Annotated in this window: 25 protein-coding genes; 12 read left to right on the top strand and 13 right to left on the bottom strand. The window is 38.8% G+C overall.

Annotation, left to right across the window (positions count from 1 at the left end; translation table 11 throughout):
- The first annotated feature begins 13 nt into the window (after window positions 1-13).
- The 6 genes from rplQ (at window position 14) to ispH (ending at window position 6,436) form a co-directional block, all read left to right on the top strand.
- Complete coding sequence (gene rplQ / locus ACYSN2_RS05915) at window positions 14-400, top strand: 50S ribosomal protein L17 (RefSeq protein WP_461749335.1); 387 nt, start codon at window positions 14-16, stop codon at window positions 398-400.
- A gap of 64 nt (window positions 401-464) precedes the next feature.
- On the top strand, window positions 465-1,406 hold the full coding sequence (ribF, locus tag ACYSN2_RS05910; protein WP_461749334.1) for a bifunctional riboflavin kinase/FAD synthetase: 942 nt from the start codon (window positions 465-467) through the stop codon (window positions 1,404-1,406).
- A gap of 90 nt (window positions 1,407-1,496) precedes the next feature.
- Window positions 1,497-4,277 carry an isoleucine--tRNA ligase gene (gene ileS / locus ACYSN2_RS05905; RefSeq protein ID WP_461749407.1) on the top strand — a complete coding sequence of 927 codons (2,781 nt, stop codon included), beginning with the start codon at window positions 1,497-1,499 and terminating at the stop codon, window positions 4,275-4,277.
- A gap of 31 nt (window positions 4,278-4,308) precedes the next feature.
- Window positions 4,309-4,797: a signal peptidase II gene (lspA, locus tag ACYSN2_RS05900; protein ID WP_461749333.1), complete on the top strand. Its 489-nt coding sequence runs from the start codon at window positions 4,309-4,311 to the stop codon at window positions 4,795-4,797.
- A 33-nt stretch (window positions 4,798-4,830) separates the two neighbouring features.
- On the top strand, window positions 4,831-5,460 hold the full coding sequence (locus ACYSN2_RS05895) for a beta-class carbonic anhydrase (RefSeq protein WP_461749332.1): 630 nt from the start codon (window positions 4,831-4,833) through the stop codon (window positions 5,458-5,460).
- Window positions 5,453-6,436 carry a 4-hydroxy-3-methylbut-2-enyl diphosphate reductase gene (gene ispH, locus ACYSN2_RS05890; RefSeq protein ID WP_461749331.1) on the top strand — a complete coding sequence of 328 codons (984 nt, stop codon included), beginning with the start codon at window positions 5,453-5,455 and terminating at the stop codon, window positions 6,434-6,436. Before ACYSN2_RS05895 ends, ispH begins: the two co-directional genes overlap by 8 nt.
- 220 nt (window positions 6,437-6,656) lie before the next feature.
- Here the strand turns inward: ispH and ilvA are convergent, their stop codons facing one another.
- Both ilvA and ACYSN2_RS05880 read right to left on the bottom strand, forming a co-directional pair.
- Window positions 6,657-8,168, bottom strand: coding sequence for a threonine ammonia-lyase, biosynthetic (gene ilvA, locus ACYSN2_RS05885; protein ID WP_461749330.1), 1,512 nt, complete (start codon window positions 8,166-8,168; stop codon window positions 6,657-6,659).
- Between the two features lie 179 nt (window positions 8,169-8,347).
- Window positions 8,348-9,274: an adenylyltransferase/cytidyltransferase family protein gene (locus ACYSN2_RS05880; protein WP_461749329.1), complete on the bottom strand. Its 927-nt coding sequence runs from the start codon at window positions 9,272-9,274 to the stop codon at window positions 8,348-8,350.
- 161 nt (window positions 9,275-9,435) lie between these two features.
- On the opposite strand from ACYSN2_RS05880, the gene cls reads away from it, so the two are divergent.
- Window positions 9,436-10,917: a cardiolipin synthase gene (gene cls / locus ACYSN2_RS05875; RefSeq protein ID WP_461749328.1), complete on the top strand. Its 1,482-nt coding sequence runs from the start codon at window positions 9,436-9,438 to the stop codon at window positions 10,915-10,917.
- A gap of 178 nt (window positions 10,918-11,095) precedes the next feature.
- Here the strand turns inward: cls and ACYSN2_RS05870 are convergent, their stop codons facing one another.
- From ACYSN2_RS05870 to ACYSN2_RS05820, 11 genes are all read right to left on the bottom strand, one after another.
- Window positions 11,096-11,959: an NUDIX hydrolase gene (locus ACYSN2_RS05870; protein ID WP_461749327.1), complete on the bottom strand. Its 864-nt coding sequence runs from the start codon at window positions 11,957-11,959 to the stop codon at window positions 11,096-11,098.
- Window positions 11,960-11,970: 11 nt separating this feature from the next.
- Window positions 11,971-12,570, bottom strand: coding sequence for an ABC-type transport auxiliary lipoprotein family protein (locus ACYSN2_RS05865; protein ID WP_461749326.1), 600 nt, complete (start codon window positions 12,568-12,570; stop codon window positions 11,971-11,973).
- A gap of 137 nt (window positions 12,571-12,707) precedes the next feature.
- A complete protein-coding gene (locus ACYSN2_RS05860) occupies window positions 12,708-13,631 on the bottom strand; it encodes an MlaD family protein (protein ID WP_461749325.1) in 924 nt (307 codons plus the stop codon).
- Window positions 13,615-14,856: an ABC transporter ATP-binding protein gene (locus tag ACYSN2_RS05855; protein WP_461749324.1), complete on the bottom strand. Its 1,242-nt coding sequence runs from the start codon at window positions 14,854-14,856 to the stop codon at window positions 13,615-13,617. Before ACYSN2_RS05855 ends, ACYSN2_RS05860 begins: the two co-directional genes overlap by 17 nt.
- 10 nt (window positions 14,857-14,866) lie before the next feature.
- On the bottom strand, window positions 14,867-15,973 hold the full coding sequence (locus tag ACYSN2_RS05850; RefSeq protein WP_461749323.1) for an MlaE family ABC transporter permease: 1,107 nt from the start codon (window positions 15,971-15,973) through the stop codon (window positions 14,867-14,869).
- Between the two features lie 48 nt (window positions 15,974-16,021).
- Window positions 16,022-16,648: a thermonuclease family protein gene (locus ACYSN2_RS05845; RefSeq protein ID WP_461749322.1), complete on the bottom strand. Its 627-nt coding sequence runs from the start codon at window positions 16,646-16,648 to the stop codon at window positions 16,022-16,024.
- Between the two features lie 21 nt (window positions 16,649-16,669).
- Window positions 16,670-17,152, bottom strand: a complete 483-nt coding sequence (locus tag ACYSN2_RS05840) for a phosphatidylglycerophosphatase A family protein (protein WP_461749321.1) — start codon at window positions 17,150-17,152, stop codon at window positions 16,670-16,672.
- A 138-nt stretch (window positions 17,153-17,290) separates the two neighbouring features.
- Window positions 17,291-17,830, bottom strand: coding sequence for an oligoribonuclease (gene orn, locus ACYSN2_RS05835; protein ID WP_461749406.1), 540 nt, complete (start codon window positions 17,828-17,830; stop codon window positions 17,291-17,293).
- Between the two features lie 227 nt (window positions 17,831-18,057).
- Window positions 18,058-18,822, bottom strand: a complete 765-nt coding sequence (gene yaaA / locus ACYSN2_RS05830; RefSeq protein WP_461749320.1) for a peroxide stress protein YaaA — start codon at window positions 18,820-18,822, stop codon at window positions 18,058-18,060.
- Between the two features lie 191 nt (window positions 18,823-19,013).
- Complete coding sequence (locus ACYSN2_RS05825) at window positions 19,014-19,814, bottom strand: phosphatase PAP2 family protein (RefSeq protein ID WP_461749319.1); 801 nt, start codon at window positions 19,812-19,814, stop codon at window positions 19,014-19,016.
- A 94-nt stretch (window positions 19,815-19,908) separates the two neighbouring features.
- Complete coding sequence (locus ACYSN2_RS05820) at window positions 19,909-20,706, bottom strand: Cof-type HAD-IIB family hydrolase (RefSeq protein WP_461749318.1); 798 nt, start codon at window positions 20,704-20,706, stop codon at window positions 19,909-19,911.
- Window positions 20,707-21,030: 324 nt separating this feature from the next.
- Here ACYSN2_RS05820 and hfq point away from each other — a divergent pair, with 324 nt between their 5' ends.
- From hfq to ACYSN2_RS05795, 5 genes are all read left to right on the top strand, one after another.
- On the top strand, window positions 21,031-21,279 hold the full coding sequence (gene hfq, locus ACYSN2_RS05815; protein ID WP_461749317.1) for an RNA chaperone Hfq: 249 nt from the start codon (window positions 21,031-21,033) through the stop codon (window positions 21,277-21,279).
- A 296-nt stretch (window positions 21,280-21,575) separates the two neighbouring features.
- Entirely contained in the window at window positions 21,576-22,877 is a 1,302-nt protein-coding gene (hflX, locus tag ACYSN2_RS05810; protein ID WP_461749316.1) for a ribosome rescue GTPase HflX, read from the top strand.
- Between the two features lie 80 nt (window positions 22,878-22,957).
- Window positions 22,958-24,184, top strand: coding sequence for an FtsH protease activity modulator HflK (hflK, locus tag ACYSN2_RS05805; protein WP_461749315.1), 1,227 nt, complete (start codon window positions 22,958-22,960; stop codon window positions 24,182-24,184).
- A gap of 22 nt (window positions 24,185-24,206) precedes the next feature.
- Window positions 24,207-25,259, top strand: coding sequence for a protease modulator HflC (gene hflC / locus ACYSN2_RS05800; RefSeq protein ID WP_461749314.1), 1,053 nt, complete (start codon window positions 24,207-24,209; stop codon window positions 25,257-25,259).
- 73 nt (window positions 25,260-25,332) lie between these two features.
- Window positions 25,333-26,625: an adenylosuccinate synthase gene (locus ACYSN2_RS05795; protein WP_461749313.1), complete on the top strand. Its 1,293-nt coding sequence runs from the start codon at window positions 25,333-25,335 to the stop codon at window positions 26,623-26,625.
- The last annotated feature ends 33 nt before the right edge of the window (window positions 26,626-26,658 follow it).

Below are 26,658 nucleotides of genomic sequence, written 5' to 3'. Positions count from 1 at the left end.
AGGAAGTATTACAATGCGTCATCGTAAAGCAGGTCGTGCATTTAGTCGCACCTCAGCACATAGAAAAGCTATGTTCAAAAATATGTCTGTATCTATTCTTGAGCATGAAATTATCAAAACAACCCTTCCAAAAGCGAAAGAGCTCCGCGGTGTAGTTGAGCCTTTAATCACGCTTGCGAAGGTTGATACAGTAGCAAACCGTCGTAAAGCATTTGCTGAACTTAGATCACGTGAAATGGTTACTAAACTTTTCGAAGTTTACGGCCCACTTTGCAAAGATCGTAACGGTGGTTACTTACGTATCATGAAATGTGGTTTCCGTCCTGGAGATAATGCTCCAATGGCATATATTGAATTTGTAGATCGCCCAGCGACAACAAACGAAGCTGATGCCAGCTAAACCATAAATTATTATATTAGCCGGTTATTGTTATAGCCGGCTTTTTTATTTGACGGTCAGAAATATGGATTTTTTCTTTTATAAAGATTCACATAATATCTCTAAAGAGCCCAGAGTCGTAACAATTGGTGCATTTGATGGGATTCATTTAGGTCATCAGAAGTTACTTCGCCGATTAAATAAGTTAGCAGAGGAATTTCCTGATGCTAAGCGAACTCTCATTACATTTGAGCCATTGCCTCATGAGTTTTTTCTTGAAGAGAAGGCGCCTGAGAGAATTATGTCTTTAAAAGAGAAATTAATATTTTTAGAGCAGAGTCATCTTGTTGATGAAGTGATTATCATGCCGTTTACTTCTAAATTAAGTGAGCAATCTCCTGAGGATTTTATTCAAGACTTTTTAGTCAATGATCTCAATATTCAAGGGGTTGTTGTTGGCGATGATTTTCGTTTCGGGGCAAAGGCTGCTGGATCATTTGAAGATTTGTTGGAATCTGCTGAGAAGTTTAACTTTAAGGTGGTGAAAGAAGATTATTATTTCATAGGTGGTGTCAGGGTTTCTTCAACGCTCATTCGAGATGCTTTAAAAGCTACGAATTTTAATCAAGCTGAGCTCTATTTAGGAAGACCTTTTGAGATTACGAGCCGAGTGGTTTATGGTAATCAATTAGCTAGAAAGCTTGGAACAGCAACGATTAACCTCCCATTGAAACGAATAAAACCCCTGTTTACAGGTGTTTATAATGTTCGAGCGAAACTATGCAGTAGTGGTGAGTTATTTAATGGTGTAGCAAATATTGGCTATCGACCAACCGTCAATGGCGTAAAACCAAATTTAGAAGTACACTTACATGATGTTAATCGCCAGCTATATGGAGAAACATTTAACATTGAGTTTCTATCAAAGATTAGAGACGAAAAACGATTTGAGAATATCGAAGCTTTAAAGACACAAATTTTAGCGGATGCAGAAGCTTCGAGAGATTATTTCAATATTCAGAAGTAGGATATGAACGTGAGTAAAGTAACTAAAAATGAAGAAAAAAATGATCACGTATATCGTGATACATTAAATTTACCAGAAACAGAATTCCCAATGAGAGGGAATCTTCCAAAACGTGAACCTGATTTTATAGAATATTGGGATAACATAGACCTTTATCACAAACAGCGTGAGATTTTTGAAGGTAAACCAAAGTTTATTCTTCATGATGGTCCTCCGTATGCGAATGGTGCGATCCATTTGGGTCATGCTGTGAATAAAGTTTTAAAAGACATTATCGTGAAATCTCGTGGGCAATTAGGATTTGATTCTCCTTATGTTGCGGGTTGGGATTGTCATGGTTTACCGATTGAGCTCGTTGTTGAAAAAACATACGGTAAAGTGGGTGAAAACTTAACGCCAGCAGAATTTAGAGCGAAATGCCGTGAATTTGCAGCATCTCAGATTGATATTCAAGCTGCAGGATTTAAGCGTTTAGGGGTTTTATCTTATGAAGAGAAACCTTACTTAACAATGAATCAAGATACTGAAGCGGATATCGTTTTAGCGCTTAAAGAGATTGTGAATAAAGGGCACTTAGAAAAAGGTGCAAGACCTGTTAACTGGTGTTTAGATTGCGGATCTTCTTTAGCTGAAGCTGAAGTAGAATATGCAGATAAAGTTTCATTAAGTATCGATGTGGCATTCCCTGTTGTGGATACGGCAGAGCTTTCTAAGCGTATTGGTCATCCTGTTGCAGATAATGCTGCGGTTGTGATTTGGACAACCACTCCTTGGACATTGCCGGGAAATGCAGCGGTTTCTGCACATGAAGACTTTATCTATGTATTAGTGGATAAAGATGGTCAGCAACTCTTAATTGCAAGAGATTTAATAGAAGAACTTGAGAAAAACTGGGATTGCAAATTAGCGATCTTAGCTGAATTTGAAGGTAAGCAATTAGAGAATCTTCTCTTGCAACATCCTATTGAAGATAAGCATGTTCCTGTAATTTTAGGGGATCACGTAACGCTTGATGCCGGAACAGGATTTGTTCATACGGCGCCGGCACATGGTGAAGAAGACTATGCGGTTGCGCTTAAATATGGTCTCGATTTTGAAAATCCAGTATTAGGTAATGGTGCCTATAGTGCAACAACACCTGTTTTTGCTGGCAAAAATATTCGCGGAATTGAGCCGGAAATGCTTCAATTCTTAACCGATAAAGGCATTTTGATTCATAGCGTGAAAATTAATCATAGCTATGCGCATTGTTGGAGACATAAAACACCAACTATTTACCGTGCAACGCCACAATGGTTTATCAGCATGGATAATAAAGGTCTTCGTAAAGAAGTTTTAGAAGAAATTGATCAGATCCAATTTATTCCATCATGGGGACGTGAGCGTCTTTATGGCATGATTGAAGGTCGTGGAGATTGGTGTATTTCTCGTCAACGTTATTGGGGGGTTCCAATTCCTTTCTTTATTCATAAAGAGAGCGGAGAATTGCATCCAAGAACAGACGAATTGATGCAAGAAGTGTCCGATCGTATTCGTAAAGATGGGTTAGAAGCATGGTTTGGCGCATCTGTTGAAGATTATTTAGATGCAAATGAGGCAGCTGATTATCAGAAAAACACCGATACATTAGATGTATGGTTTGACTCTGGAACAACACATTTCAGCGTATTAGCACGCCGTCCTGAACTTGCATATCCGGCAGATCTTTATCTTGAAGGATCAGATCAGCATCGTGGTTGGTTTAACTCATCGATTATTACTTCGGTAGCGATTAATGGCGTTGCGCCATATAAAGCGTTATTGACGCACGGTTTTACGGTAGATGCGAAAGGCCGTAAGATGTCTAAATCTTTAGGCAATGGTATTGAGCCGGCCGATGTCATTAACAAAATGGGTGCAGATGTGCTTCGTCTTTGGGTATCATCGACAGATTATCGTGGAGAAATTCCAGTATCTGATGAGATCTTAAAACGTACTTCAGAAACCTATCGCCGTATTCGTAATACTGTTCGTTTCTTGTTAGCGAATACGAATGAATTTGATATTGCGAAAAATGGCGTTCCATATGATGAAATGTTACCGCTTGATCGTTGGATTGTTGCAAGAGCGCTCGAAACTCAAGAAGAGATTAAAGAAGCGTATTTAGAATACTCATTCCATAATGTGTATCAAAAATTACAATACTTCTGCTCGATTGATCTTGGTAGTTTCTATCTCGATATCATTAAAGATAGACAATACACGGCATCAAAAGATTCATTAGCAAGACGTTCAGCGCAAACAGCGTTATATCATGTGTTAGAAGCATTGATTCGTTGGATGGCGCCAATCTTAAGCTTTACAGCTGAAGAAGTATGGTTAGCAATGCGTGAACGTGGGAATGAGCGTTTAGAATCTGTATTCTTAACAGAATTCTATGATGGTTTAGCGCCATTAGAAGATTCAAGTGCATTTAATACAGAATTCTGGAATAAGCTTTTAGCGATTCGTGGTGAAGCTGCGAAACAGATCGAAGTATTACGTTCTGAAGGAAAAGTAGGATCAGCACTTCAAACGCGTATTACTGTTTATGCAACGGAAGATCTCTATCAAGAAATTGCTAAATTAGAAGATGAGTTACGTTTTGTATTACTTTCATCTTATGCAGAGATTAAACCATTTGCGGAACGTGAAGCATCATTAGATGAGTATCAACTCAATGATGATAAATTCTCAGTATCAGTGGATGTTCTTTCTGATGAAGAGTACAAAAAATGTGTGAGATGCTGGCATCATCGTGAAGAAGTAGGGCATAATCCCGCGCATCCAGAGCTCTGTGATCGCTGTGTGGAAAACGTCACAACTGATGGTGAAAGTCGTCATTATGCATAAGGTTAATTCTAACCAAGGAAGACCAGTAAACATGTTTTACTGGTCTCTCTTTATCATATTCGGCGTGATTCTAGATTTTGGAACAAAATATGCGGCAGAACGTCTGCTGTTATATGGGGAGCCTATTCCGGTGTTACCGGGATTACTCAATTGGACTTTAGCTTATAATCCCGGTGCTGCTTTTAGCTTTTTAGCAGATCAAGCAGGTTGGCAACGTTGGTTTTTTATTGGCATAACGTTAGTCATTATTGTCGTGCTATTTATTTGGATTAAGCGAACAGAAAAAGTGGAAAAAATGCTCCGCTTTGGCTTGGCATGTATTATGATTGGAGCTATTGGAAATTTAATTGATCGTGTATTTTTAGGACATGTAATCGACTTTATTCATGTCTATTACGGCGATCGACATTTTCCAATTTTTAATGTTGCAGATATCTTTGTAACATCTGGGGTCGGATTGATTATTTTATCGTCTTTTACGGAAAAAAAACGAAAGCTTTCCCATAATCAATCGTCATAATTTCATTAATATTAGAACGGTAGGATTTAGAAAATGGCCGATGAAAAGTCTACGCTAGATAAGATCTTAGAACATAATCGTGAGTTTGTAGATTCTAAAGAGTATGACAATCTTTGTACGGATAAATACCCCAATAAGCAGATCGCAATATTAACGTGCATGGATGCGCGTATTGTGGAACTTCTGCCTAAAGCAATGGGAATCCGAAACGGGGATGCGAAAATTATTAAAAATGCCGGAGCTTTGATCAGCCATCCTTGGGGCGCAGTTATGCGAAGCCTTTTGGTGGCGGCACTTGAATTTAATGTGAAAGAGATCATGGTTGTGGGCCATACGGATTGCGGTATGCGAGGCTTTGATCCAGAGCATCTCTTAGATAAAGCGCGAAAATTTGGTATTACCGATGGTACGATTGAAACTTTAAGAAATTCCGGCATCGATCTTGATGGTTGGCTTCGTGGTTTTGATAATGTTGCCGATAGTGTCCGTTTTACTGTAGACAAGATTCGTAATCATCCTTTAATGCCGGGGCGCGTTGTGGTTCATGGGCTTGTGATTCATCCTACAACAGGAAAGTTGCATACCGTTGTCAATGGTTATGTAGAGAACATTAATTTGCTAGACGAGCAGTATGATAAATCAGTAGAAGGGAATAATGACTAAGAAGATATTTTTAGCGAATCCGAGAGGATTCTGTGCGGGTGTTGATCGTGCTATTAGTATTGTTGAACGAGCATTAGATCTATTTGGTGCACCTATTTATGTGCGTCATGAAGTTGTACATAACAAATATGTGGTCGATACATTAAAAGATCGAGGTGCTATTTTTGTCGATGAATTAGATGAAGTGCCGGATGGTAAAATCGTTATTTTCTCCGCACATGGTGTTTCTAAAGCGGTGCAAGATAATGCGAAAAACCGTGGATTAGAAGTATTTGATGCCACTTGTCCATTAGTGACGAAAGTGCATTTAGAAGTGACCCGTTTTGCAAAAGATGCGATGGATACTGTTCTCATTGGTCACGAAGGACATCCTGAAGTAATCGGAACCATGGGGCAGTTTGATTCGCAATATGGTGGAGAGATTCATCTTATTGAAGATTTAGAAGATGCGGATCAGTTACAGGTTAAAGATCCTTCTAAAATCGCTTATGTGACGCAAACAACCCTTTCTTTAGATGATACTTCGCAAATTATCGATCGACTTCGTGAACGTTTTCCTGAAATTCAAGGACCGAAAAAAAGCGATATCTGCTATGCAACACAAAATCGGCAAGATGCTGTAAAAGTTTTGGCGGAGCAGTGTAGTTTAATCTTAGTAGTGGGTTCTAAAAATAGTTCTAACTCTAATCGTTTACGTGAATTGGCTGAAAAAGAAGGATCAAGCAGTTATCTCATCGATCGAGCAACAGATATTGATCTGTCATGGTTGGACGGCCATACGGATATCGGTGTGACTGCCGGAGCTTCAGCACCAGATGTTTTAGTGCGTGAAGTGATTCAGTATCTGCAAGAGAATGGCTTTACATTAGAAGGCGACATGCCAGGATGTGAGGAAGATATTGTTTTTCCTCTGCCGAAATTATTACGTCCTTCAGAAGAAAATATTTCAGAAATAAATTCTTCAGAAGAAGATTAGATCGCATTTTTCCAAATAATAGATTTGAGTAGATATTGGTTTGAAGCGTGAAATGCGAAGAGAGCTAGATCGATAAATCAGAATAAAAGCGATACAAAAAGCCGAAAAGAAATTATCTCTTTTCGGCTTTTTTATTGTTATATGAGTTTTTTGTGAATCTTGAATGAATTTAAACAGGTTTTTTATAAAGAACCTTCATAAGGAACCTTTACAAGAACTTTTATAAAAACAGAGAAAATGCCGGATTATCATTTTCATCTTCAAAGTGATATCCAAGTTCATCTAAGAAAGATTGGAAAGAACCGTCATCCATGTTTTCTTGTGGTACTTGAATCCCAATGAGTACACGGCCATAATCCGAACCGTGATTGCGGTAATGGAAAAGGCTAATATTCCATCTGCCGGCAAGTGTGGATAAGAATTGTAATAGTGCGCCGGGGCGTTCTGGAAATTCAAATCTGAAGAGCCTTTCATCAACGGCATTGGCTTTTCCGCCCACCATGTGACGAATATGAAGCTTTGCCATCTCATTATCACTAAGATCAATGACTGTTAGGTCGTGAGCTTGTAAGCGTTCGATGATATGCATTTTTTCATCATCGCCTTGAGTGAGCTGTAAACCTACAAAAATAACCGCTTCCTGTGGATTACTATAACGATAGTTAAATTCTGTAATGCTACGTTTGCCAATAATATTGATAAAATTTTGGAAGCTTCCCGGTGTTTCTGGGATTTTTACGGCAATCAGCGCTTCGTTTCGCTCGCCAAGTTCTGTACGTTCAGCAACATGACGTAAGCGTTCAAAGTTGATATTCGCACCACTTAAAATGCCGGCAACATTGGTAAACCCACAGTTAGGATTTTCATGAAGATACTTTTTAATACCGGCAATACTTAAAGCGCCGGAAGGCTCGCTAAGTGCACGCGTATTATTAAAGATATCTTTCATTGCAGCACAGAGTTCATCAGTTGAAACCGTAATAATTTCATCGACATATTTTTGGCAGATTTCAAAGGTTTTTTCGCCCACGAGCTTTACGGCAGTACCATCGGCAAAGGAGCCCACTTGATTAAGTTTGACACGTTTCGCTTCTTCTAATGAAGCCTTCATAGAAGCGGATTCTTCTGGCTCAACACCAATGATTTTACAGTTTGGCGCAATGAATTTTACATAAGCGGCAATACCGGCAATCAGTCCGCCGCCACCGACAGGAATGAAGATTGCGTCTAAATCTGGCTGTTGATCGAGAATCTCTTTACCGATTGTGCCTTGTCCGGCAATCACTGCAGGATCATCAAATGGATGCACAAAACACTTTCCTTCCGTTTGAGAAAGGTAAAGCGCATGTTCATAAGCATCATCAAAGCTATTGCCGTGAAGAATGACGGTTGCGCCCATCTCTTTACATGCATTCACTTTAAGATTCGGTGCTGAAACCGGCATCACGATTGTGGTATTAATATTGAGATGTCTACCACTTAAGGCAACGCCTTGCGCATGATTGCCGGCAGATGCACAGATCACACCGCGTGCGCGTTCTTCTTCGGTTAATTGGAAAATTCGGTTAAATGCGCCACGTATCTTGAAAGAGAAAATCGTTTGTAGATCTTCACGTTTGAGCCAAATATTGCATTTGAGTTGGCGACTTAAAAGATAGAGATGATCTAGTTGCGTGTTTTTCGCAACGTCATAGACGCGAGCGGAGAGGATATCCCGAATTAACGAATTCATGGTGTAATGGACCTTTAGTTGTGACAGAAATAATACCTAAGTAGAACAGAATGCCTTAGCAAGATAGAGGAATCAAGCATTAGTTGAAGGATCTATTTAAATGTTTGTTTAAGTAAAAAGATATTATCTTAGGTAGTATTTTTATCAAAAATTGTCGGGAATTCTTCCGCTCTTATTCGCTAAAAACGCTGTTCAATCTGCTGAATAAAGAAAGAGATGGCTTTAAATAACTCATTATCATGTTGAGAATTATGTTCGGAAGCATGTTCGGAACCTTGATCTTGCAAGGCATTCTCTTGTAATAATGCCGGCAATACAAAAGTGTCGATATCTTGCGATACAGATTTAAAATCCTTGAGGGAAGATTCTTCAAAGAACTGATTGATAAATGCCTCAGAAGCAATCATTGCAGAAATAATCTGCTGTTGTCCTTGAACATTTTGAATGATGTTCGGAATATCTTCTTTCGAGATCGGCATTAAACGAATCTTTTGGAAATTCGGCAATTCCACGGCGTTAAAAAGATCTTGTAATGCCGGCAATATTTTTGGATTCGCAAAACCATCAACATCCATCATAATTGTACGAGTGAAGAAAGGACGAATACTTGTAGGAATGAAATCCCAGTTTTCAAAAGGTCGCTCTCTGATGTTTGTTGCCGATACAGGAAATGTATCGCGCGGCGGATCGACTAATTGCACTTCGATTTGGAAGTGCGTTTCATAGAATGCTTTATCTTGAGGTTCACTGCTGAAAATAAGATCAGGCTCGATATTAAGAGCGGTAAGCGTTTCTTTAAGGCGATCACTCCAAGCTTCCCAGCCATTAGGATAAGAGGGAATGCCATCTTCATTAAAACCATGAATGGTAATGCCGGGAATATGTTGCAGCAATTCTCGTACCCAATTTTCTCGATTGTGTGGCGTTGGAAACCTTGTGAATTGGCTACCGAGATAGAGTTGCCAATCACGAGCGGTTTCATTGCAGACAAAAATATGGAGCTCATCCACCTGTAAGCTAGCAGATAAAATCATGTGAAGATGACCTTGATGTAAGGGGTAAAACTTCCCAACAATTAAACCTGTTTTTTTCATAGATGTATTCATGGATATATTTTTCATAGACAATTTATAGACGTATATATAATCTTTTTTACGATATTAGACAAAGTACCTTAATATTCAGCGCATAGTATAATATCATGATGCCTTAGAGAGATTTTCCTTTATCGGAATTTATAAGAATTTAGAAGACAAGAGAATATATTATGACATCAATACTTACCGGTAGCTTTCTGTGGTCAGGCAGTTTTTACGCCTTATTAATCTACAGTCTTTTTATTCTCATTATTTGTGTTCAAATTATTTATAACACGACAAGCGCTAGTAAAACCTTAGGTTATTTAGTATTGATTGTTTTTTTACCGCTTTTCGGCGTGATTCTCTATCTCTGTTTAGGTGTGAATTATCGTAATAAAGCGATGTATAACAAGAAACTTGAATTCAATGATGCGTTAAAAGCAAAAATTAATGCTTATACGAAAGATATTGAGCAAGATCCGGCATTGCTTGATAACCCTGTCATTGAGCAGTTTAAGCGTTTGGCGCACAGTGTTTCAGTAGAAGATGTGCATTGGATGAGTTTAAATAACGATGCATTGATTCTTGAAAATGGGGAAGGGAAGTATCCGAAGGTTTTGGAAGCGATTGATAACGCCAAAGAGACGATTCATTTTGAATATTATATTGTGCGAAATGATGGTATCGGCAATGAGATTAAAGATCGATTGATCAAAAAAGCGAAAGAAGGCGTTAAAGTTCGCTTTATGTATGATGATTTCGGTAGCAGTAAAATTCGTAAAGAATTCGCTCAAGAGATGCGTGATGCCGGCATTGAAGTCTATGCATTTAGAAAGCTCTTCTTTATCTTCTGGGCAAATCGCGTAAATTATCGAAACCACCGTAAAATTATTGTGATTGATGGGCGCGTGGGATTTGTTGGTGGGATTAATATTGGCGATGACTATATTAACGTGCCGGGAAGTGGCAAGCCGATCTTAAGAGACATGCATGTGCGTTTGGAAGGCTACAGTTGCTATGCGCTTCAACATATCTTTTTATCCGATTGGAATTTCTGCTCGAAACAAAAAATTGAGCCAAATGCCGAGTTATTTCCTACGGCGATAGAAAAAGATAAAGGCACGATTCCAGTGCAGATTGTGGCAAGTGGTCCGGATTCTGTTGAGCCTTATATCATGAATTCGATTATTCAGGCGATTGCACTTGCAGAGAAAGAAGTGTTGATTACAACGCCGTACTTTATTCCGACTGAACAAATTCTCTCGATGTTGAAAATCGCGGCAAGAAGTCAGGTAACGGTCAAACTATTAGTGCCGGAACATACAAACTCATGGCTAGTGCGTATGGCAAGTCGCGCACTTTATTTAGATCTGCTTCGTGCTGGCGTTGAAATATATCATTATCAGAAAGGCTTAATTCACGCTAAAACGAGCGTTTATGATAGAAGCTTATCGATGATTGGCACGGCAAATATGGATATTCGTAGCTTTGATCTAAACTTTGAAGTGAATGCAATTATGTATGATCGAGAGTTTTCGGAGAAAATGACAGCGCAGTTCTATGAAGATTTAGAAAGCTCTGTGCAAGTCACATTAGAAGAGTGGGAAAAAAGGCCAAAACATAAGGTATTTGCCGATAAGTTTGTTTACTTAGCATCTTCATTGCTTTAGTTTAAAATAGATTTCTTAAGGGCTGGAATTGGAATAGCCTAATAAAAAAACGATCATATCATTATGATCGTTTTTTTTGTTTAATCGCTTTTGTCTCAATCTTTGTATGAATCTATATACGTATCTTAATATATAGATATGTATATGGATTAATGATCTTCAAGAAGTTCTCTGTATTTTATAGCCCGAGTTTTTGCCGTAAAAAGGACTTTTCTGCAATATTGAAGCTCGTCAGATTTTTACGTAAAAGAAATTGCAGTGTGACTAAACCACTATTAGGTTTAAATCGATTGCCATCGAGCAGAGCGATTTCTACTTCTTTGGGAGAAAGATGATAGAAATCTTCCACTTCGCCATCATTAATGACCGGTGTAAATTCTTCCGGCAAGGGCAGATCAAACATAAAGATGCATTCGTTACGAATCGTATTTTCATGTTCGGTAAGATAGTTGAAATGCGAGATAAAGTGAAGGTTTTCAGTAAGGTTTTTCGGCACTTTCGCCTCTTCCATGGCTTCTCTTTTTGCTGTTTCTAGTGGGTTTTCCCCATAACTTAAACCGCCGGCTGCAAGATTATCTAATTTATGAGGTTCAATAAATTTGAGCTTGGAGCGTTTAGCAATCCACAATTTTCCGATAGATTTTTTTTCTTGAGAATATTGATATCCATTAATATGGACACCAAAAACTCTAAACCCTAAAAATGGTGCAACACCTCGCTCGATTGTAAAGAGTGCATTTTGAAGATCTGAACTAGGATAATAGATGCCGTAAGCTTCATCCCGCCAATTTTGGACGATACTGTTTTTTTTAAGAAATAGGGAAAATTCTGCTAATAATTCGTTTCTCGATTCAAAAGAGCTTTGAAGAAAATATGCTGTAAAAATAACCCTTTCTTGTTCAATCAAAAATAGTTGTGGGAAATAACGAAGAACAGGGAGATTTTCCCGATAAACCCAACCAATCTGCTCATCGTGAAACTGAAGAGGTAGGTAAGATTGTAAGTTGGGTTTTGGGAGGTATTGAAATAGTGTTTCAAACATTGAGTGTATTTTTATCGGCGAGCGCTTTGAGAAAGGCTTTGTGATAGTTGATCTGCAATAGATTGTAACGCTTTGTTATAAGCGATCACGCCACCTTCAGCATCATAGGTTGTACTAGGCTCTTGCTTTGAAAGGCTGATGGAGCGAATAATACGATTTGTACTATTATTCACAAGTCTTGCCTGAAGTTTTAAAACAACGTGGCTACTTTTATCTGCTTCATTAAAGAATTGGTTCATTTCAATAATTGTGACATCTAATCGATATTGTGTAGAAACACTATTGGGTGCCATCACAACATATTGGAAGAGATTACGAGCTTCTAGATCTTGCGTAATAGCCGCTTGCAACATTTGTGGCGGTGGAGCTACCCAATCACTTTTTGTGAAGCTCTCTATTTCATTTTTAGAGCGACTATATTGCATATCTGTGGATAGCTTATTGAGGGATCTAATTTGTGAAATAGAAAGAGAAGGTAACTTAGCATCACTCGCAATGATGTTTTGGGTATCTGTTGATAAAATATAGCTTTTCTTTACCGGTGCTGAAGCACAGGCAGTCAAAAATAGTGCTAAGACAGTGATGAAAGTAATTTTTTTTGTAAGATTCATGTTGAGTCATCTCCTTATGAACTAAGGCGGTATTAATGATTAATGTTGTATGATTGATTGTAATCAGTCGATATAACACATCCATGTTTTTATAAAATGATGGTGCTGTATATCGAGCTGTGATTGATCTATGATCACTATTCTCCAGGACCTGCTTGTTGTTTTGGTTTTCCAAGAATCAGGGAGTTAGGTTGTGCTTCTAATTCTTGCATAAAGAGAGAGAAGTTATAGAGTGCATTTTCAAGCGCCGGGAAGATATTTTGTAAGTTTCCATCAGCCTCTTGTCCTAAACTGTCCCATGAGCTAAGGGTAGCTTGAGCGGCATCTAAAGAGATATTTAATTTACCCGCCAATAGTTCTAACTCTTGAGTTGATCCTTGTAAGAAGTCTGCAAATGAAGCAATCGATTTCGCAGCTTCTTCTACTTGCGGTTTAATCGCAGCAATTGTTTCCGTGGTTTCATCTGTCAAAGTATTAAACTTACCGCCCGCTTGAGCAAGATCTGCAGTAAAGATGTCAGTATTACTGAGGATTTGACTAAAATGGTTAATGTTTTGAGTCGTGAGTATCGTGCCCATTTTGTTGGAAAGATCCGTTAAAGAATGAGTGATATTATTGAGAGCATCATCTAAACGTCTAGAGAGAGAAGCGCCATTTTGAATCGTTGGAATAGGATCTACTTTAGTCGGTAATAGAGGGCCTGCAGCCACTGTGCCACCTGTAAGACTAACATTAATTAAACCTGTAATACCACGTCCCATTAACACGGCTGTCGTATCTTTTTTGATAGGAGTACCAACATCAATATTCAGGAAAATCGTTACAAAGCTTGGGTCAGTATCATCTAGTTGCATAGATGCGACTTTTCCGACATTCACGCCCTTGTAATCAACAGGAGAGTTTACAGAGAGCCCAGATACTGATTCATTTGTAATAACTTTATATTCAACAGTACTGACATTCTCAAAACCGCTTGTCAGCCAGATGATTAGTGCAATTAAACAAGCTAGAAAACCGAGGACGAATACCCCAACGACTGTGTAATTAAATTTGTGTTCCATATGCCTCTCCCGCTGCTCGGCCACGCGGACCTTGGAAGTAATGTTGAATTAAAGGATTAGTATCATTGACAAGATCTTGAATAGGTTCGCATGCAAGTAGGGTCTTGTTTCCTAAAAAAGCGACTCTATCAGAAATTGCCCAAATAGAGTCAAGGTCATGCGTGACCATCACAACTGTAAGATTTAAAGATTCTTTGAGCTGTTTCATTAGCTGATCAAACTCACTAGCAGATACAGGATCAAGACCTGCTGTGGGTTCATCTAAGAATAGAAGCTGAGGATCAAGCGCAAGTGCTCTCGCTAATCCTGCGCGTTTAATCATTCCGCCAGAGATATCTTTTGGTAAAAGGTTGGCAGCCTGCGGCTGTAAGCCCGCGAGCGTGAGTTTGAGCATCGCGACTTCTTCCATATCTTTTTTATTCAATTTTGTATGGACTTGTAATGGCACCATTATATTCTCTAAAACCGTTAATGAACTAAAAAGAGCGCCACTTTGAAAGAGCATTCCAAATTGTTTTCTTAAAGATTGTTCTGCTTGAAAGGAGGAACCCCAAACCGGTTTATCCATCAGGTATATTTGTCCTTTAACCGGTTTTTGCAACATGATGATGCTACGGAGCAATGTGGTTTTTCCAGAACCTGAACCGCCGACTAAAGCGATCAGTTCGCCTTTTTTCACAGTCATATTGAGGTCTTCATGAATGACATGGGTTCCAAAGCTATTGTAGAGATGTTCAATACGGATAATATCCTCAGCATTTTGGTATTTAGCAGGATCTTTCGTATTTTCTTCAATAGAGATATCTTGAGCACTCATCGCAGAGGTCGTAGTAGGATCTTGGTTGCTACTATTTGCCACAGGCTTTGAAGGATCGGGGGTAACCCCTGATGTATCAGGATTTGTTGTTTCTACTGGCGGAGTGGAAACAGCCGTTTGCGCTTCACCTTTGTCGTCAGCTGGAGTATCTGCCGTGATAGTTGGTTTTTGTATCGCGGTGCTTGTATCAGTAGAGTTCTCTGCTGAACTTACATTTTTATCCACTGTATCCGCAGTCCCATCTATTGTGCCAGAAGCGGTGGAATCAGTCGCCGTAGCAATAGACTTCTCCTGAGTAGGAGTAGTTATGGGAGTGACTTCTACTGTAGAGACATCTTGAGATTGAATGGCTGTTTTCTGGGTTGATTCAGGAGAAGAAGGAGTCGTTCTGTTATTTAAATTAGTCATTGATTCCTCCTTATAGTCCAACATGACGCATTAAGATTGAGAAGATTGCGACAATGATAATCACGAGGAAAATGGATTGAACAACGGCTTTCGTTGTTTGTTGTCCAACACTATCAGCGCCACCTGCCACTTTAAAACCTTGATAACAACCCACTAAAGTAATCACGACCGCAAAGACTGGTGCTTGAACAAGACCGACCATTAATGAACGCCATGTGACGGTTGTTGGAATGGTTGTGAGATATTCTCCAAAAGAGATATCTAAATAGAAAAGGGATAGAACCATACTGCCGAAAATTGCCATGATATCTGCAAAGAGTGTCAATATCGGCAAAGAGATCGCAAGCGCAAACATTTTGGGTAGCACTAGCTGATCATATTTATCTATTCCAATAGTCACAAGGGCATCTACTTCCTCGTTGACCATCATTGTACCTATTTGGGCAGCAAAGGCAGCCCCCGTTCTACCGGCAATAATAATAGCGGTTAATAGCGGGCCTAATACACGAAGCACAGCAACTACCGAGAAATCTACGATGTAGATACTCGCTCCGAACATTTGTAATAAGTTACCTGCTTGATAAGCAATAACGGCACCTATCAGAAAATTCAGTAAACCAATAATCGGTAACGCCATAACGCCGGCAGATTGAACGTTTGACCAAAGGGTTCCCCATTTGATGGTCCATGGCGTGACGATTTTTTTACACGTTAAAACAGAGATTTCTCCTAAAAACCCGATGAAATCATGGATTTCTTCTGCTGATTTTACGGAAAATTCCCCAACTTGTTTAAATAGGGAGTTATGAACTACCGGCGCTTTTTTCTGAACGCCGGCAACATCAATTTTAGACTTAATAAAAAGATAGAGATCTAACTTCTTTTGATCAAAATTTTGATAATTGATTTTTGAAGTTTTAGGAATACTTTCAAGAGCGATATAGAGCTCTTGGCAACCAATCGTATCGATATTAGTCAGTTTTGATCCATCGACAATGAAATCGGTATTATTTAGCGTCTGAGACTTAAACTGATCAGCTGCCGCTTGGATACCTTGAAGGTTGGCGAGTGTCCAATCCCCATCAATATAAATAGTGTTTTTATCAAGCGTTATCATGATTTTTAGCTCATTTACAAAAAATAATAAATATTATGACATCCTCTCTCAGAGCGGATTTACTTTCCGCCAAGCGGATGGATCTTGTTGTGATCCTTTAGTTTGCCAAATCCCTAACTTAGATACTCTAGCATGATCTTCCCATGCATGGTATTGCGGATTATGATTATATTGCTTATAAACCACCGCAAAACCTTGTTTGATTAACTCTAATCCTACATCAATTGCTTTATTATTAATAAATATTTGACCAACATAACGATTATATTGATCAATATCTATTATTTTGACGTTGATAATATCACGATTGTTGGTTTGGAAAATCTTAATTAATGTTTGTTGGGAATACTCGCCCCAAGGTTTTTGTCCCATTTCAGGAGCATCTAATCCCCAAATCCGGATATTCATTGATTGAAGATTCGTAGAAGGGCAATACACGATGATGGTATCTCCATCAATGACTCTGCGCAGGGTGCAATCAAGAAATTGATCCTTTAGAGAGGATTGAGCTTGTTGTTTTGAAACGAATTTAGATTCGGGAGTAATGTACGACATTACTAAAATAAGACTAAATATCGTAATGATAATGAGCGCTTGTTTGTCAGTTTTGATTTTCTGATACAAGGCTTTTTTTATATAACGAATGATTTCTTGTTTCTTGGAATGTTTTTGCATACCAATTTTATAGGAAGCTCGTTAAAAAAGTGGGAGAACCCATCTTAAAATAGCTTGTAAAACAATGAGGGAGAAAATGCCGGCAATGATGTCATCGATCATAATCCCAAACCCCCCGCTGACTTTTTGATCTGCAACTTTAATAGGCCAAGGTTTCAATACATCAAAGAAGCGGAAGATTAAAAACCCTAAAATCGCTGAAGTCCAAGAAACCGGTGCGAAAAGAAGGGTTATCCACAATCCTACAAATTCATCCCAAACAATGCCACCATGATCATGAACGCCAAGTTCATCGCTTGCTTTTTGGCAAATCACAATGCCGAGAATGGTTGAAACGATGATGATGAGTATATATGCCCATAAAGGCAAATAATTGGCAAAGAGAAACCAAAAGGGAAGTGCCATCAATGTTCCCATCGTGCCGGGAGCAACTGGCGAAAGTCCTGAGCCAAATCCGGAAGCGAGAAATTGCCATGGCGTTTTAATCGTAATTTTTGGTTTCATGAGTTAAATCCTCGGGATATTCTGCAATTAAAAAGGAAAAGATAGAATATCCCTAACATATGCTTACTAGTTATCTAGTCGTAAAGGCCAGAATACAAGTCATCTGATACAAGATGAGAAGTTTCTATGAGAATGCCATTATTTGAAGTAGTTTTCACGAATGAATTTTAATTCATTGATGGATTCACGAATATCATCTAATGCTAAATGGGTGTTTTGTTTCTCATAGGTTTTTGCATCATCATACCAATGTTTTACGGCTTCTTTAAATGAGCTCACATCGATATTGCGGTAATGACAATACTCATCGAGAGCCGGCATATATTTTTTAAGGAATCGACGATCCGTGCCGATACTATTGCCACATAGTGGTGATTTTCCTGCGGGAATCCATTTTTCTGTAAACTCGATTGTTGCAAGCATGGCATCTTCTACGGATACTTTACTTTCCTGAACACGAGCCGTTAAGCCTGAATTCCCGTGAGTTGTTTGGCACCAATCATCCATCAACGCTAAAATTTCTTCCGGTTGATAAATCGCTAAGTTAGGACCTTCCGCTAAGATGTTGAGATCTTTATCAGTAATGATCGAGGCGATTTCAATAATATGATGAACATCTTCATCAAGGCCGGTCATTTCTAAATCAATCCAGAGGAGATTGTTCTCATTTTGCATAATAAGTCATCCTAAATAGTAAGGTAATAATTAACGGCAATGGAATCAGCCCCGTATTTCAGAAGCCTTGTGCTGTATGTTTGAAAATATGATACAACAAAATGCAGAAATAATATTGTGGAAACAAAAAGCTTGATAGGCAGATGAAAGATTATTTCATTGTCTATCAAGCTTTTTATCTTTTGTGATATTGGGTTACTCCCGCTGTTATCCGCTTATTATCTGCTGACTTATCCGCGAATAAAAACAATTTCTCCGGTAACATCATTCGGTTTGTATGCATAACCTTCTTGGTTGAACTTTTTAAGTTCTTGAAGATCTGTAATGTTGTTTTCACTCACAAAGCGCGTCATGAGTCCGCGCGCTTTTTTCGCATAAACGCCAATGACTTTATATTCGCCGTTACTGAAGTCTTTAAAGATTGGCGTCACGATACGTGCTTTTAGTTTTTCAGGTTTAATCACTTTTGAATATTCATTAGAAGCGAGATTAATCACAACTTTGGCATCAATTTCATCAATACGAGTATTGAGGTATTCAGTGACTAAATCTCCCCAAAATTCATACAGGTTTTTCCCACGCTCATTCGGTAATGGCGTTCCCATTTCAAGACGATAAGGTGCAATTAAATCTAAAGGTCTTACTGCGCCATAAAGTCCAGATAAAATCGCAAGATGACGATTTAGAAACTCAACGCAAGGTTCCGGCAGATCATAAGCAGATAAGCCTTGATACACATCGCCGTTGAAGAGGTAAAGTGCCGGTTTCGCATTTTGAGATGTGAAAGGTGTTTGATATGCCTTGAATCGTTCTACGTTCTGTTCAGCGATACGATCAGATACTTTCATGAGATTTTGAATATCTTCGGCAGAATAGTTGCGAAGAATATCAATGAGTATTTGTGACTGATCCAAAAGTTTAGGTTCTTCTAAACTCGTGATAGGAGGTGGAGTATGTTCATCCAAGATTTTTGCTGGAGAAAGTAAAAATAGCATAATAGTCCTCTTTTATTGTTGTTTTATTGAATATTAGCAACGCCTATATTTTAAAATTAAGTAATCTTCTAAATTAGTTAAAACCTTTTGTATTTTATAAGTTAAAGATATTTTTAATGGAAATTAGTAATGATTTATTAGTTTTATAAAAAAATGCTAAAAATAACAAGGTAAATAAATCTTCTCTTTTCTTATTTTTCGCTACCTTTTAGGGTAACTTTTTGTTTTGTAGGAGCTACTTCGTGAAATACATCATTCGTTAGACTATCTCTTTTTGCTAAAAAGTAAAAGAAAAATAGTGCGATCAAATAAGCGATGATGGTGCTGACAAAAAGATCAATAGGAAAATGCATCCCTAATCGCATTCGGCTAATCATCATTAATCCTGCCCATACAGTCATAATGATCATTGCGAGATGTGTTTTAGGATCTTTTTCTCTTGATAAAAATCCTACAATAATAAACGCCCACATTACGGCAAAGATCGTATGCCCTGAAGGGAAAGAGTAGCCGGTTTCATGTTGCCAATGATTTTGGAGCCATTTTGGTGTTGTGGAATCTTCCGCTAAGGCTTCCTGAATAACAATGCTTCGTTCTTTGCGAGGGAGTTCATAGAATGGTTCAATCTCAACCCCTTTTTCGACGATATATGCCATATAAGGTCGAGGTTCTTCTAATAATGTCTTGATTGCACTTTTAATAATTTGGGTACTTCCTTGCAAAATCAATACGCTCATAAAGATCATCACCCAATGATGTTTTAGTAGTTTACAACGCATGCTGAGCCAGATTGAGAATAGGAGCGATGTGATGAGCGCAAAATAAGGTGCAGAACCTGTTTCTGTCACGATAAAAAGGAGAAAATCGATCGACGTATAGCTTTGATTTGAATTCCAGTGCCAATTGCTGAGCCATGCACCGATAGGAATGAGTAACAGAATGCCAAATACTATGGAGATATTACGGGCAAGCACTTTATAGTTGTTCATCATAAAAGATCTTCGTTTTGAAATCGGATGAGTGAATATTACTTAAAAAACAAAAGCAGATACAAACGGATAAATGTAGATAAGAATAGATCAAAAATTAAAAATATTTTAATTCAAAGAGTTTGTCGAGCTTTTTGGCAACGCCATCATGAATATTTTTATCAATAATCCGATCTGGGAAATGCTCTTTTAATTGATGCGTTGCATTTCCCATAATGTAAGGATTACCCACCAAAGAGAGAAGCTCAAAGTCATTCAGTTGATCGCCAAAAGCAACACAATGTTTTGGATCGATGCTTAATGCTTCTAAAACATGCTGAGCACCGACAGACTTATTAATCCCTTTCGGCATAATTTCTAAGTAAGTCGATGCCGAGGTTGATACAGAAGCTTCATCAAAGAAGTCATAAGCAATATTGAGGTGTTTTGGGATATCTGTTTCCGGCATTACAAAGAGCGCTTTTGTGACAGTTTCATTCTCCCAGTCATGATGCGGGTCTAACACTTCAAATCGCTCGCCAGGGCAAGTGTAATGATGCGGAATGCCATCTTTCGTATAGATGATATTGTTATGATAAAAAATTGGGGAATGTTGGTATTCATTAGAAAACTCGAAGACTTGCTTCATGGTTCTTTTCGGCAAGGTTGCTTGATGAATAACCTGGTCATTCTTGAAATCAAATACTCGGGCACCATTGTAGTTAATCATATATTCCGTACCGCCAATCGCTTTAGAGAATGGCAGTGCACCGGCGAAACTTCTACCGGTACTAAAAATAATGTGGATTCCTTTAGATTTAAGTGTGGAAAGAATCTCTTGTAGCGCCGGCGAGAGAGCATTGTCGTTATTGAGGCTTGTGCCATCTAGATCAAGGAAGAGCGCTTTAAAAGTCATAAGAAAATCCTTTAAAATACATTAATTAAGAGAGATTATTATCTATCAGATAGCTTGAGAGTATAGAGCGGTTCATATCATCCGACAACTCTATGAGAGATGATCGTTGTTTATGAAGATCAAAGTTTTTTATGCTTTTTACAAGGTGCTTAAAACTAATTTATCGCTCACTTGATAAATGAATTATACTTATACAGTGATGCTTTAGAAAGATTGAAGCGCAAGTGTGGTAAAATTGAGTCAATTTTCTTGTAGCGTAGGCTATAAAAATAATAAACAACTCATCATGTTGAACGATAAAAATAAATAAGTGAGAAATAAACAATGGCAAAAATGCAATCTCTTCAAGACCCTTTTCTAAATTTACTACGCAAAGAGCGCGTTCCTGTATCTATTTTTTTGATTAACGGTATTAAATTACAAGGTCAGATCGAGTCTTTCGATCAGTTTGTAATTTTACTCAGATCAAACGTCAGTCAAATGATCTATAAACATGCGGTATCAACCATCGTTCCTGCAAGAAATGTGAATCTTGGTACAGAACTTGATTCGGAAGATAGCTCAGAAGAGTAATCTTCATATCGATATCGCTTCTATTGTATAGATCACTTTTATTGAAATTTTCAATTTTTCTATCTTCTTTCGTCGCCAATCAAAGACGGCATTTGAAAGAAGATAGAGTTTTAGTGTTGTTTTTCTAAAAATTAGGTTGTTAAGGAATTAAAATGTACTGGTATGAAAAAATGCCATGATGTTTAAATGCCGGCAAGCCTGTGATGTTAAAAGAATAGATATTTAAGAATAGGTATTCTTTCAATATTCTTTTAAAAAATCTTAAACATGAACTTTATGAGGTTACGCTCAAAATAATGAGTCACATAATAGAAGAGTTTAGTCATTCTGATGACAGAGCGATTATTGTTTCTTTAGTAATGCCGGAAAGCGAAGATGGCGATTTGGCTGAGTTTAAAGAACTTGTTACTTCAGCAGGCGTCACAATAGAAGAGTGCATTACCGGCACTCGACAAACGCCACACCATAAATATTTTATGGGAACGGGTAAAGCAGATGAAGTCTGCGAAGCGATCAAACAACATGATGCGAACGTGGTTTTGATAAATCATGATTTAACGCCAAGCCAAAATCGAAATTTAGAAGCTTTGTGCGGTGTAAGAGTTGTAGATCGAACAGGATTAATTTTAGATATCTTTGCACAAAGAGCACAAACATTTGAAGGAAAACTTCAAGTGGAATTGGCACAGTTGACAAGGCTTTCCACAAGATTAGTTCGTAAACATACCAATCTTTCTCAGCAACGTGGTGGCGCCGTTGGGCTTCGTGGTCCTGGTGAAACTCGATTAGAGATGGATCGCCGAGTGATTAGCGATCGTATTCGTCAGTTGAAAAAGCGTATGGAAACGGTTACGAAAATGCGTCATCAAGGGCGTATTTCGAGAGAGCGAAACGAAGTGCCCACCATTGCATTAGTCGGTTATACCAATGCCGGTAAATCTTCTCTCTTTAATCTCTTAACGAATGCCGGCGTATATGTGCAAGATCAACTATTCGCAACGTTAGATCCAACACATCGAGGGTTTGAAATTGAACATGTAGGGCGCGTAGTATTTGCTGATACGGTTGGCTTTATTTCAAAACTTCCCCATGATCTCGTTGAAGCGTTTAAATCGACTTTACAAGAAGCGGTGGAAGCGGATCTATTACTTGAAGTGATTGATGCGGTTGATCCTGAAAGAGAATTAAAACTACGAGAAGTCAGTAATGTGTTAGAGCAAATTGGTGCAGATGAAGTGCCGAGATTGCAGGTTTTTAATAAAATAGATCTCAATCCTGAACTTTCTCCACATGTGCTTGAAGATGAAAAAGGCTTAGTGAAATCCGTGTGGATTTCTGCGTTAGAGAATCAAGGGATTGATCTTTTATTAGAAGGAATCGCTTCCCATTTTCAGCAAAATCATTTGGAAATGATAGTTACCCTTCCACCAAGCGAAGGACGACTTCGAGCAGAGCTTTATGCATTAGATGCTGTGAAAAATGAAACATTTGGCGAAAAAGGGGAGTTTGAGTTAGATATTTATATTGCGAAGTATCGACTAAAACGGCTTTTGAAAGAGATGCCTTTTGCATCAAGCTATTTCGAACGATATCTATAGGTGCAAAATAGGTAAAAAATTGGTATCTTGTCGAGTTGAAACTATGAAATTTCGATAAGATCTGTAGTCAAAGGGATTAAATGAGAAAAAATAACTTAGAGATGGCTTGGCAAGAGCCAAAAGATAGTCAAGGTGGACCATCAGGAAATGATGGACAAAAACCACATGGACAAGGTAATGGCTCAGGTCCGGATTTAGATGAGATCTTTAAGAAAATAGGTGGCGCATTTCGTGGAAAAGGTGGTCAAGGCCATCATCGAGGTGGCTACGGGAAATTTATCGCACTTGGTGGCGCTGTACTTCTTTGTGGTTGGCTTGCAACAGGCTTTTATACCATTGATGCCGGACAGAAAGGGGTAGAATTACTCCTTGGTCAATATCATACAACGAAAGATCCAGGATTAAGATGGCGTTTGCCAAGTCCGATTGGGGATCATCGTATTATTGACATTCAGCGTCGGTTCTCACAAAAAATTGGTTCAGTTGCAAAAGGGAATCGCCGTGCGGCAATGTTAACGAAAGATGAAAACCTCGTTGATGTGAGCGTTGAAGTGCAATATCAGATCAATAATGATGATCCTTCACAATATTGGTTTGCATCAGTCGATCCTGATAAGACATTAAAAGAAGTTGTGGATAGTGCAACTCGTGAGCGTGTGGGTCAAACATCGTTAGATGATATTTTGACAGACGGACGTGAACAATTAATGCAAGAAGTGAAAGAGCTTGCACAAGGCATTATCGACAACTACGAAATTGGTCTTGTGATTACCAACGTGAACTTGGAAGATGCGCAGGCTCCTGCTGCAGTGCAAGGCGCGTTCTCGGATGCGATTCGTGCACGTGAAGATGAGCAGAGCCGTATTAACCAAGCGAATGCGTATCAGAGTAAGGTTCATGAAGAAGCACGAGGGGAAGCTGAGCGAGTATTAAGACAAGCAGAAGCCTATCGTGAAAGTAAAATGGCGCAAGCCCGAGGGGAAGCGGAAAGATTTAATAGACTTTATAAAGCCTATGAAGTGTCTCCAAACGTCACACGTGAGCGTCTCTATCTTGAGAATATGGAAGAAGTGCTTCAAAACAGCAATAAGCTCTATATGGGTTCTGATAGCAATAATCTCATGATGTTACCCTTAGATAAAATGGTTGGTGGCGCGAACGCTACGCCAAGAAGCCTAGATAAAACACCAGTAGCTCCAACGCCTGTAGTCACACCTCCGGCAACTCAAACAGAGCCAGCTATTCAGGTACAGCCGAGTAACAGTAACGATGGCGATTTAAGAAGCCGTTCACGAATTACCCGTTAATTGGTAGAGGAATAGAGAAAATATGAGAATTTTAACGCGAGTAATTTTACCGATTATTATTATCGCTCTTGTGATCTTGAGTAGTTCTTTGGTAATCGTGAAAGAGTGGGAAAAAGGATTACAACTTCGTTTTGGACGAATTGTTGCAGTCTATGATGAGCCGGGTGTCTATTTTAAGATGCCATTTATTGATAATGTTCGAGTGTTTGATTCAAGAATTCAAACATTAGATACACCGCCAGAGCCATTTTTAACATCAGAAAAGAAAAACCTGATCGTTGACACATTTATCAAATGGCGCGTCATGGATCCTGAGGTGTACTATCAAAAAGTGACAGGAAATCCCGGTGTATTTAACCGTCTATTTGAACCTATTGTAAAAAATAACTTTAGAGCCGCATTCGGTAAGCGAGATGTTCAAACGGTTGTGGGTGGAACGGTTGCGAATAAGTCGGCAGATCCTGCGAATAAAGATAATGTGATCATTGTGGATAAACCAAGTGATGCGTTAGCGCTTGATCCTGAAACACTTGAGAATATTCAATCGGAAGATGTTGAAATCGTGATTCGTAGTAAAGAGAATGCGATTCCTGTCATTGCAGGCCGTGAAATTGACTTAAACAACACGGTAAGACAAGAGATTGAAAAAACAATCTTAGTCGCACTTGCAGTAGAAGCAAAAGAGTATGGCGTTGAGATCATTGATGTCCGAATTAATGGTGTTGAGTTACCGGATGATGTAACAGACAACGTCTTTAAACGAATGAGAACAGAACGTGAAAGAGTGGCAACTGAGCTTCGTTCGAAAGGGGAAGCAGCGTACATTGAAAAGGTTGCAGAAGCGGATAGTAATCGAGTGATTTTACTTGCAAAAGCATATGAAGAATCTGAAAAAATCCGAGGGGAAGGAGATGCCGGCGCTGCAACAATCTATGCAGATGCTTATGGTCAAGATCCTGAGTTCTACTCTTTCTATCGTAGTTTAGAAGCATATCGTAATGCTTTCCAAAACAGTGGCGATCTCTTGATTCTCGATCCTGATAGTGATTTCTTTAAGCACTTTCAGCAAAAATAGATACTAGAATTTTTAAACTAAGGCGTCTTATTTCAAGAAGCGCCTTATTCATTTTCATGAGGAAAAACTTAACATGGGTAATAATGTTGTTATTATCGGAACGCAATGGGGCGATGAAGGTAAAGGGAAAATTGTTGACCTTTTAACGGATAAAGCTGTAGCCGTAGTTCGATTTCAGGGTGGCCATAATGCTGGGCACACACTTGTAATTAACGGAGAAAAGACGGTACTTCGTTTGATTCCATCAGGAATTTTGCGTGAACATGTTACCTGCTATATTGGTAATGGCGTTGTTCTTTCACCAGAAGCACTTTTAAGTGAAATGGATGAGCTTTTAAGCCGTGGCATTAATGTCGATGAGCGTCTTAAAATCTCTGAAGCTTGCCCGCTTGTATTGCCATATCATGTGGCAGTTGACCAAGCACGTGAAGAGAAGCTTGGTAAAAATAAGATTGGTACGACAGGTCGTGGAATCGGTCCTACTTATGAAGATAAAGTTGCGCGTAGAGCGATTCGTGTTGCGGATCTTTTCTACCCAGAAGTCTTTCGTCAAAAGCTTGAAGCTGTGATGGAATATCATAACTTTATGCTCGTCAATTACTTAGGTAAAGAAGCGCTGTCTGTTGATAAAGTTTATAACGATACAATGGAACTTGCGAAGCGTTTATTACCATTAGTATCAGACGTATCTTACGATCTTAAAGTATTAAGAGACAAAGGTGCGAAAGTGATGTTTGAAGGTGCACAAGGCACATTCTTAGATATCGATCATGGTACTTATCCATTTGTAACGTCTAGTAATACATCAGCAGGTGGCGCAGCAACAGGAACAGGTGTTGGTCCTTTAGCGCTTGATTATGTATTAGGAATCGTAAAAGCATACGTTACTCGCGTAGGATCTGGTCCTTTCCCAACAGAATTAAACTGTGAAGTTGGCCAAGGTTTAGCAGAGCGTGGTCATGAGTTTGGCTCTGTAACAGGAAGAGCGCGCCGTTGTGGTTGGTTTGATGTGCCGGTACTTAGACGTTCTATTGATATTAATAGCTTAACAGGTCTTTGCTTGACGAAGTTAGATGTCTTAGATGGCATGGATGAAGTTAAAATCTGTACGAGCTATAACCTTGATGGAGAAGTTGTCAACTATCCTCCTTATGGCGCAGAGAACTTTGCAAGATGTGAACCAATCTATGAAACAATGCCAGGTTGGGCTGAAAGCACAGTAGGTATTATGTCATTTGATGCTTTACCAGTTGCGGCTCAAAACTACATTAAACGTCTTGAAGAGTTAGTGAAAGTGCCGGTAGATATTATTTCAACAGGTCCGGATCGTAACGAAACATTAGTGATCGTAGACCCGTTTGATTAGTTCTCGATTGTAGAATTATTTAAATTATTTTAA

Source organism: Ignatzschineria sp. LJL83 (genome assembly GCF_054871845.1).
Note: the sequence above shows the minus strand (reverse complement) of the source record. Positions and strands in the feature narration are given on the sequence as shown.

Coding starts and splice junctions, on each gene's coding strand:
- rplQ (WP_461749335.1), top strand. CDS start 14: ATGCGTCATCGTAAAGCAGGTCGTGCATTTAGTCGCACCTCAGCACAT.
- ribF (WP_461749334.1), top strand. CDS start 465: ATGGATTTTTTCTTTTATAAAGATTCACATAATATCTCTAAAGAGCCC.
- ileS (WP_461749407.1), top strand. CDS start 1,497: ATGAGAGGGAATCTTCCAAAACGTGAACCTGATTTTATAGAATATTGG.
- lspA (WP_461749333.1), top strand. CDS start 4,309: ATGTTTTACTGGTCTCTCTTTATCATATTCGGCGTGATTCTAGATTTT.
- ACYSN2_RS05895 (WP_461749332.1), top strand. CDS start 4,831: ATGGCCGATGAAAAGTCTACGCTAGATAAGATCTTAGAACATAATCGT.
- ispH (WP_461749331.1), top strand. CDS start 5,453: ATGACTAAGAAGATATTTTTAGCGAATCCGAGAGGATTCTGTGCGGGT.
- ilvA (WP_461749330.1), bottom strand. CDS start 8,168: ATGAATTCGTTAATTCGGGATATCCTCTCCGCTCGCGTCTATGACGTT.
- ACYSN2_RS05880 (WP_461749329.1), bottom strand. CDS start 9,274: ATGAATACATCTATGAAAAAAACAGGTTTAATTGTTGGGAAGTTTTAC.
- cls (WP_461749328.1), top strand. CDS start 9,436: ATGACATCAATACTTACCGGTAGCTTTCTGTGGTCAGGCAGTTTTTAC.
- ACYSN2_RS05870 (WP_461749327.1), bottom strand. CDS start 11,959: ATGTTTGAAACACTATTTCAATACCTCCCAAAACCCAACTTACAATCT.
- ACYSN2_RS05865 (WP_461749326.1), bottom strand. CDS start 12,570: ATGAATCTTACAAAAAAAATTACTTTCATCACTGTCTTAGCACTATTT.
- ACYSN2_RS05860 (WP_461749325.1), bottom strand. CDS start 13,631: ATGGAACACAAATTTAATTACACAGTCGTTGGGGTATTCGTCCTCGGT.
- ACYSN2_RS05855 (WP_461749324.1), bottom strand. CDS start 14,856: ATGACTAATTTAAATAACAGAACGACTCCTTCTTCTCCTGAATCAACC.
- ACYSN2_RS05850 (WP_461749323.1), bottom strand. CDS start 15,973: ATGATAACGCTTGATAAAAACACTATTTATATTGATGGGGATTGGACA.
- ACYSN2_RS05845 (WP_461749322.1), bottom strand. CDS start 16,648: ATGCAAAAACATTCCAAGAAACAAGAAATCATTCGTTATATAAAAAAA.
- ACYSN2_RS05840 (WP_461749321.1), bottom strand. CDS start 17,152: ATGAAACCAAAAATTACGATTAAAACGCCATGGCAATTTCTCGCTTCC.
- yaaA (WP_461749320.1), bottom strand. CDS start 18,822: ATGCTATTTTTACTTTCTCCAGCAAAAATCTTGGATGAACATACTCCA.
- ACYSN2_RS05825 (WP_461749319.1), bottom strand. CDS start 19,814: ATGATGAACAACTATAAAGTGCTTGCCCGTAATATCTCCATAGTATTT.
- ACYSN2_RS05820 (WP_461749318.1), bottom strand. CDS start 20,706: ATGACTTTTAAAGCGCTCTTCCTTGATCTAGATGGCACAAGCCTCAAT.
- hfq (WP_461749317.1), top strand. CDS start 21,031: ATGGCAAAAATGCAATCTCTTCAAGACCCTTTTCTAAATTTACTACGC.
- hflX (WP_461749316.1), top strand. CDS start 21,576: ATGAGTCACATAATAGAAGAGTTTAGTCATTCTGATGACAGAGCGATT.
- hflK (WP_461749315.1), top strand. CDS start 22,958: ATGAGAAAAAATAACTTAGAGATGGCTTGGCAAGAGCCAAAAGATAGT.
- hflC (WP_461749314.1), top strand. CDS start 24,207: ATGAGAATTTTAACGCGAGTAATTTTACCGATTATTATTATCGCTCTT.
- ACYSN2_RS05795 (WP_461749313.1), top strand. CDS start 25,333: ATGGGTAATAATGTTGTTATTATCGGAACGCAATGGGGCGATGAAGGT.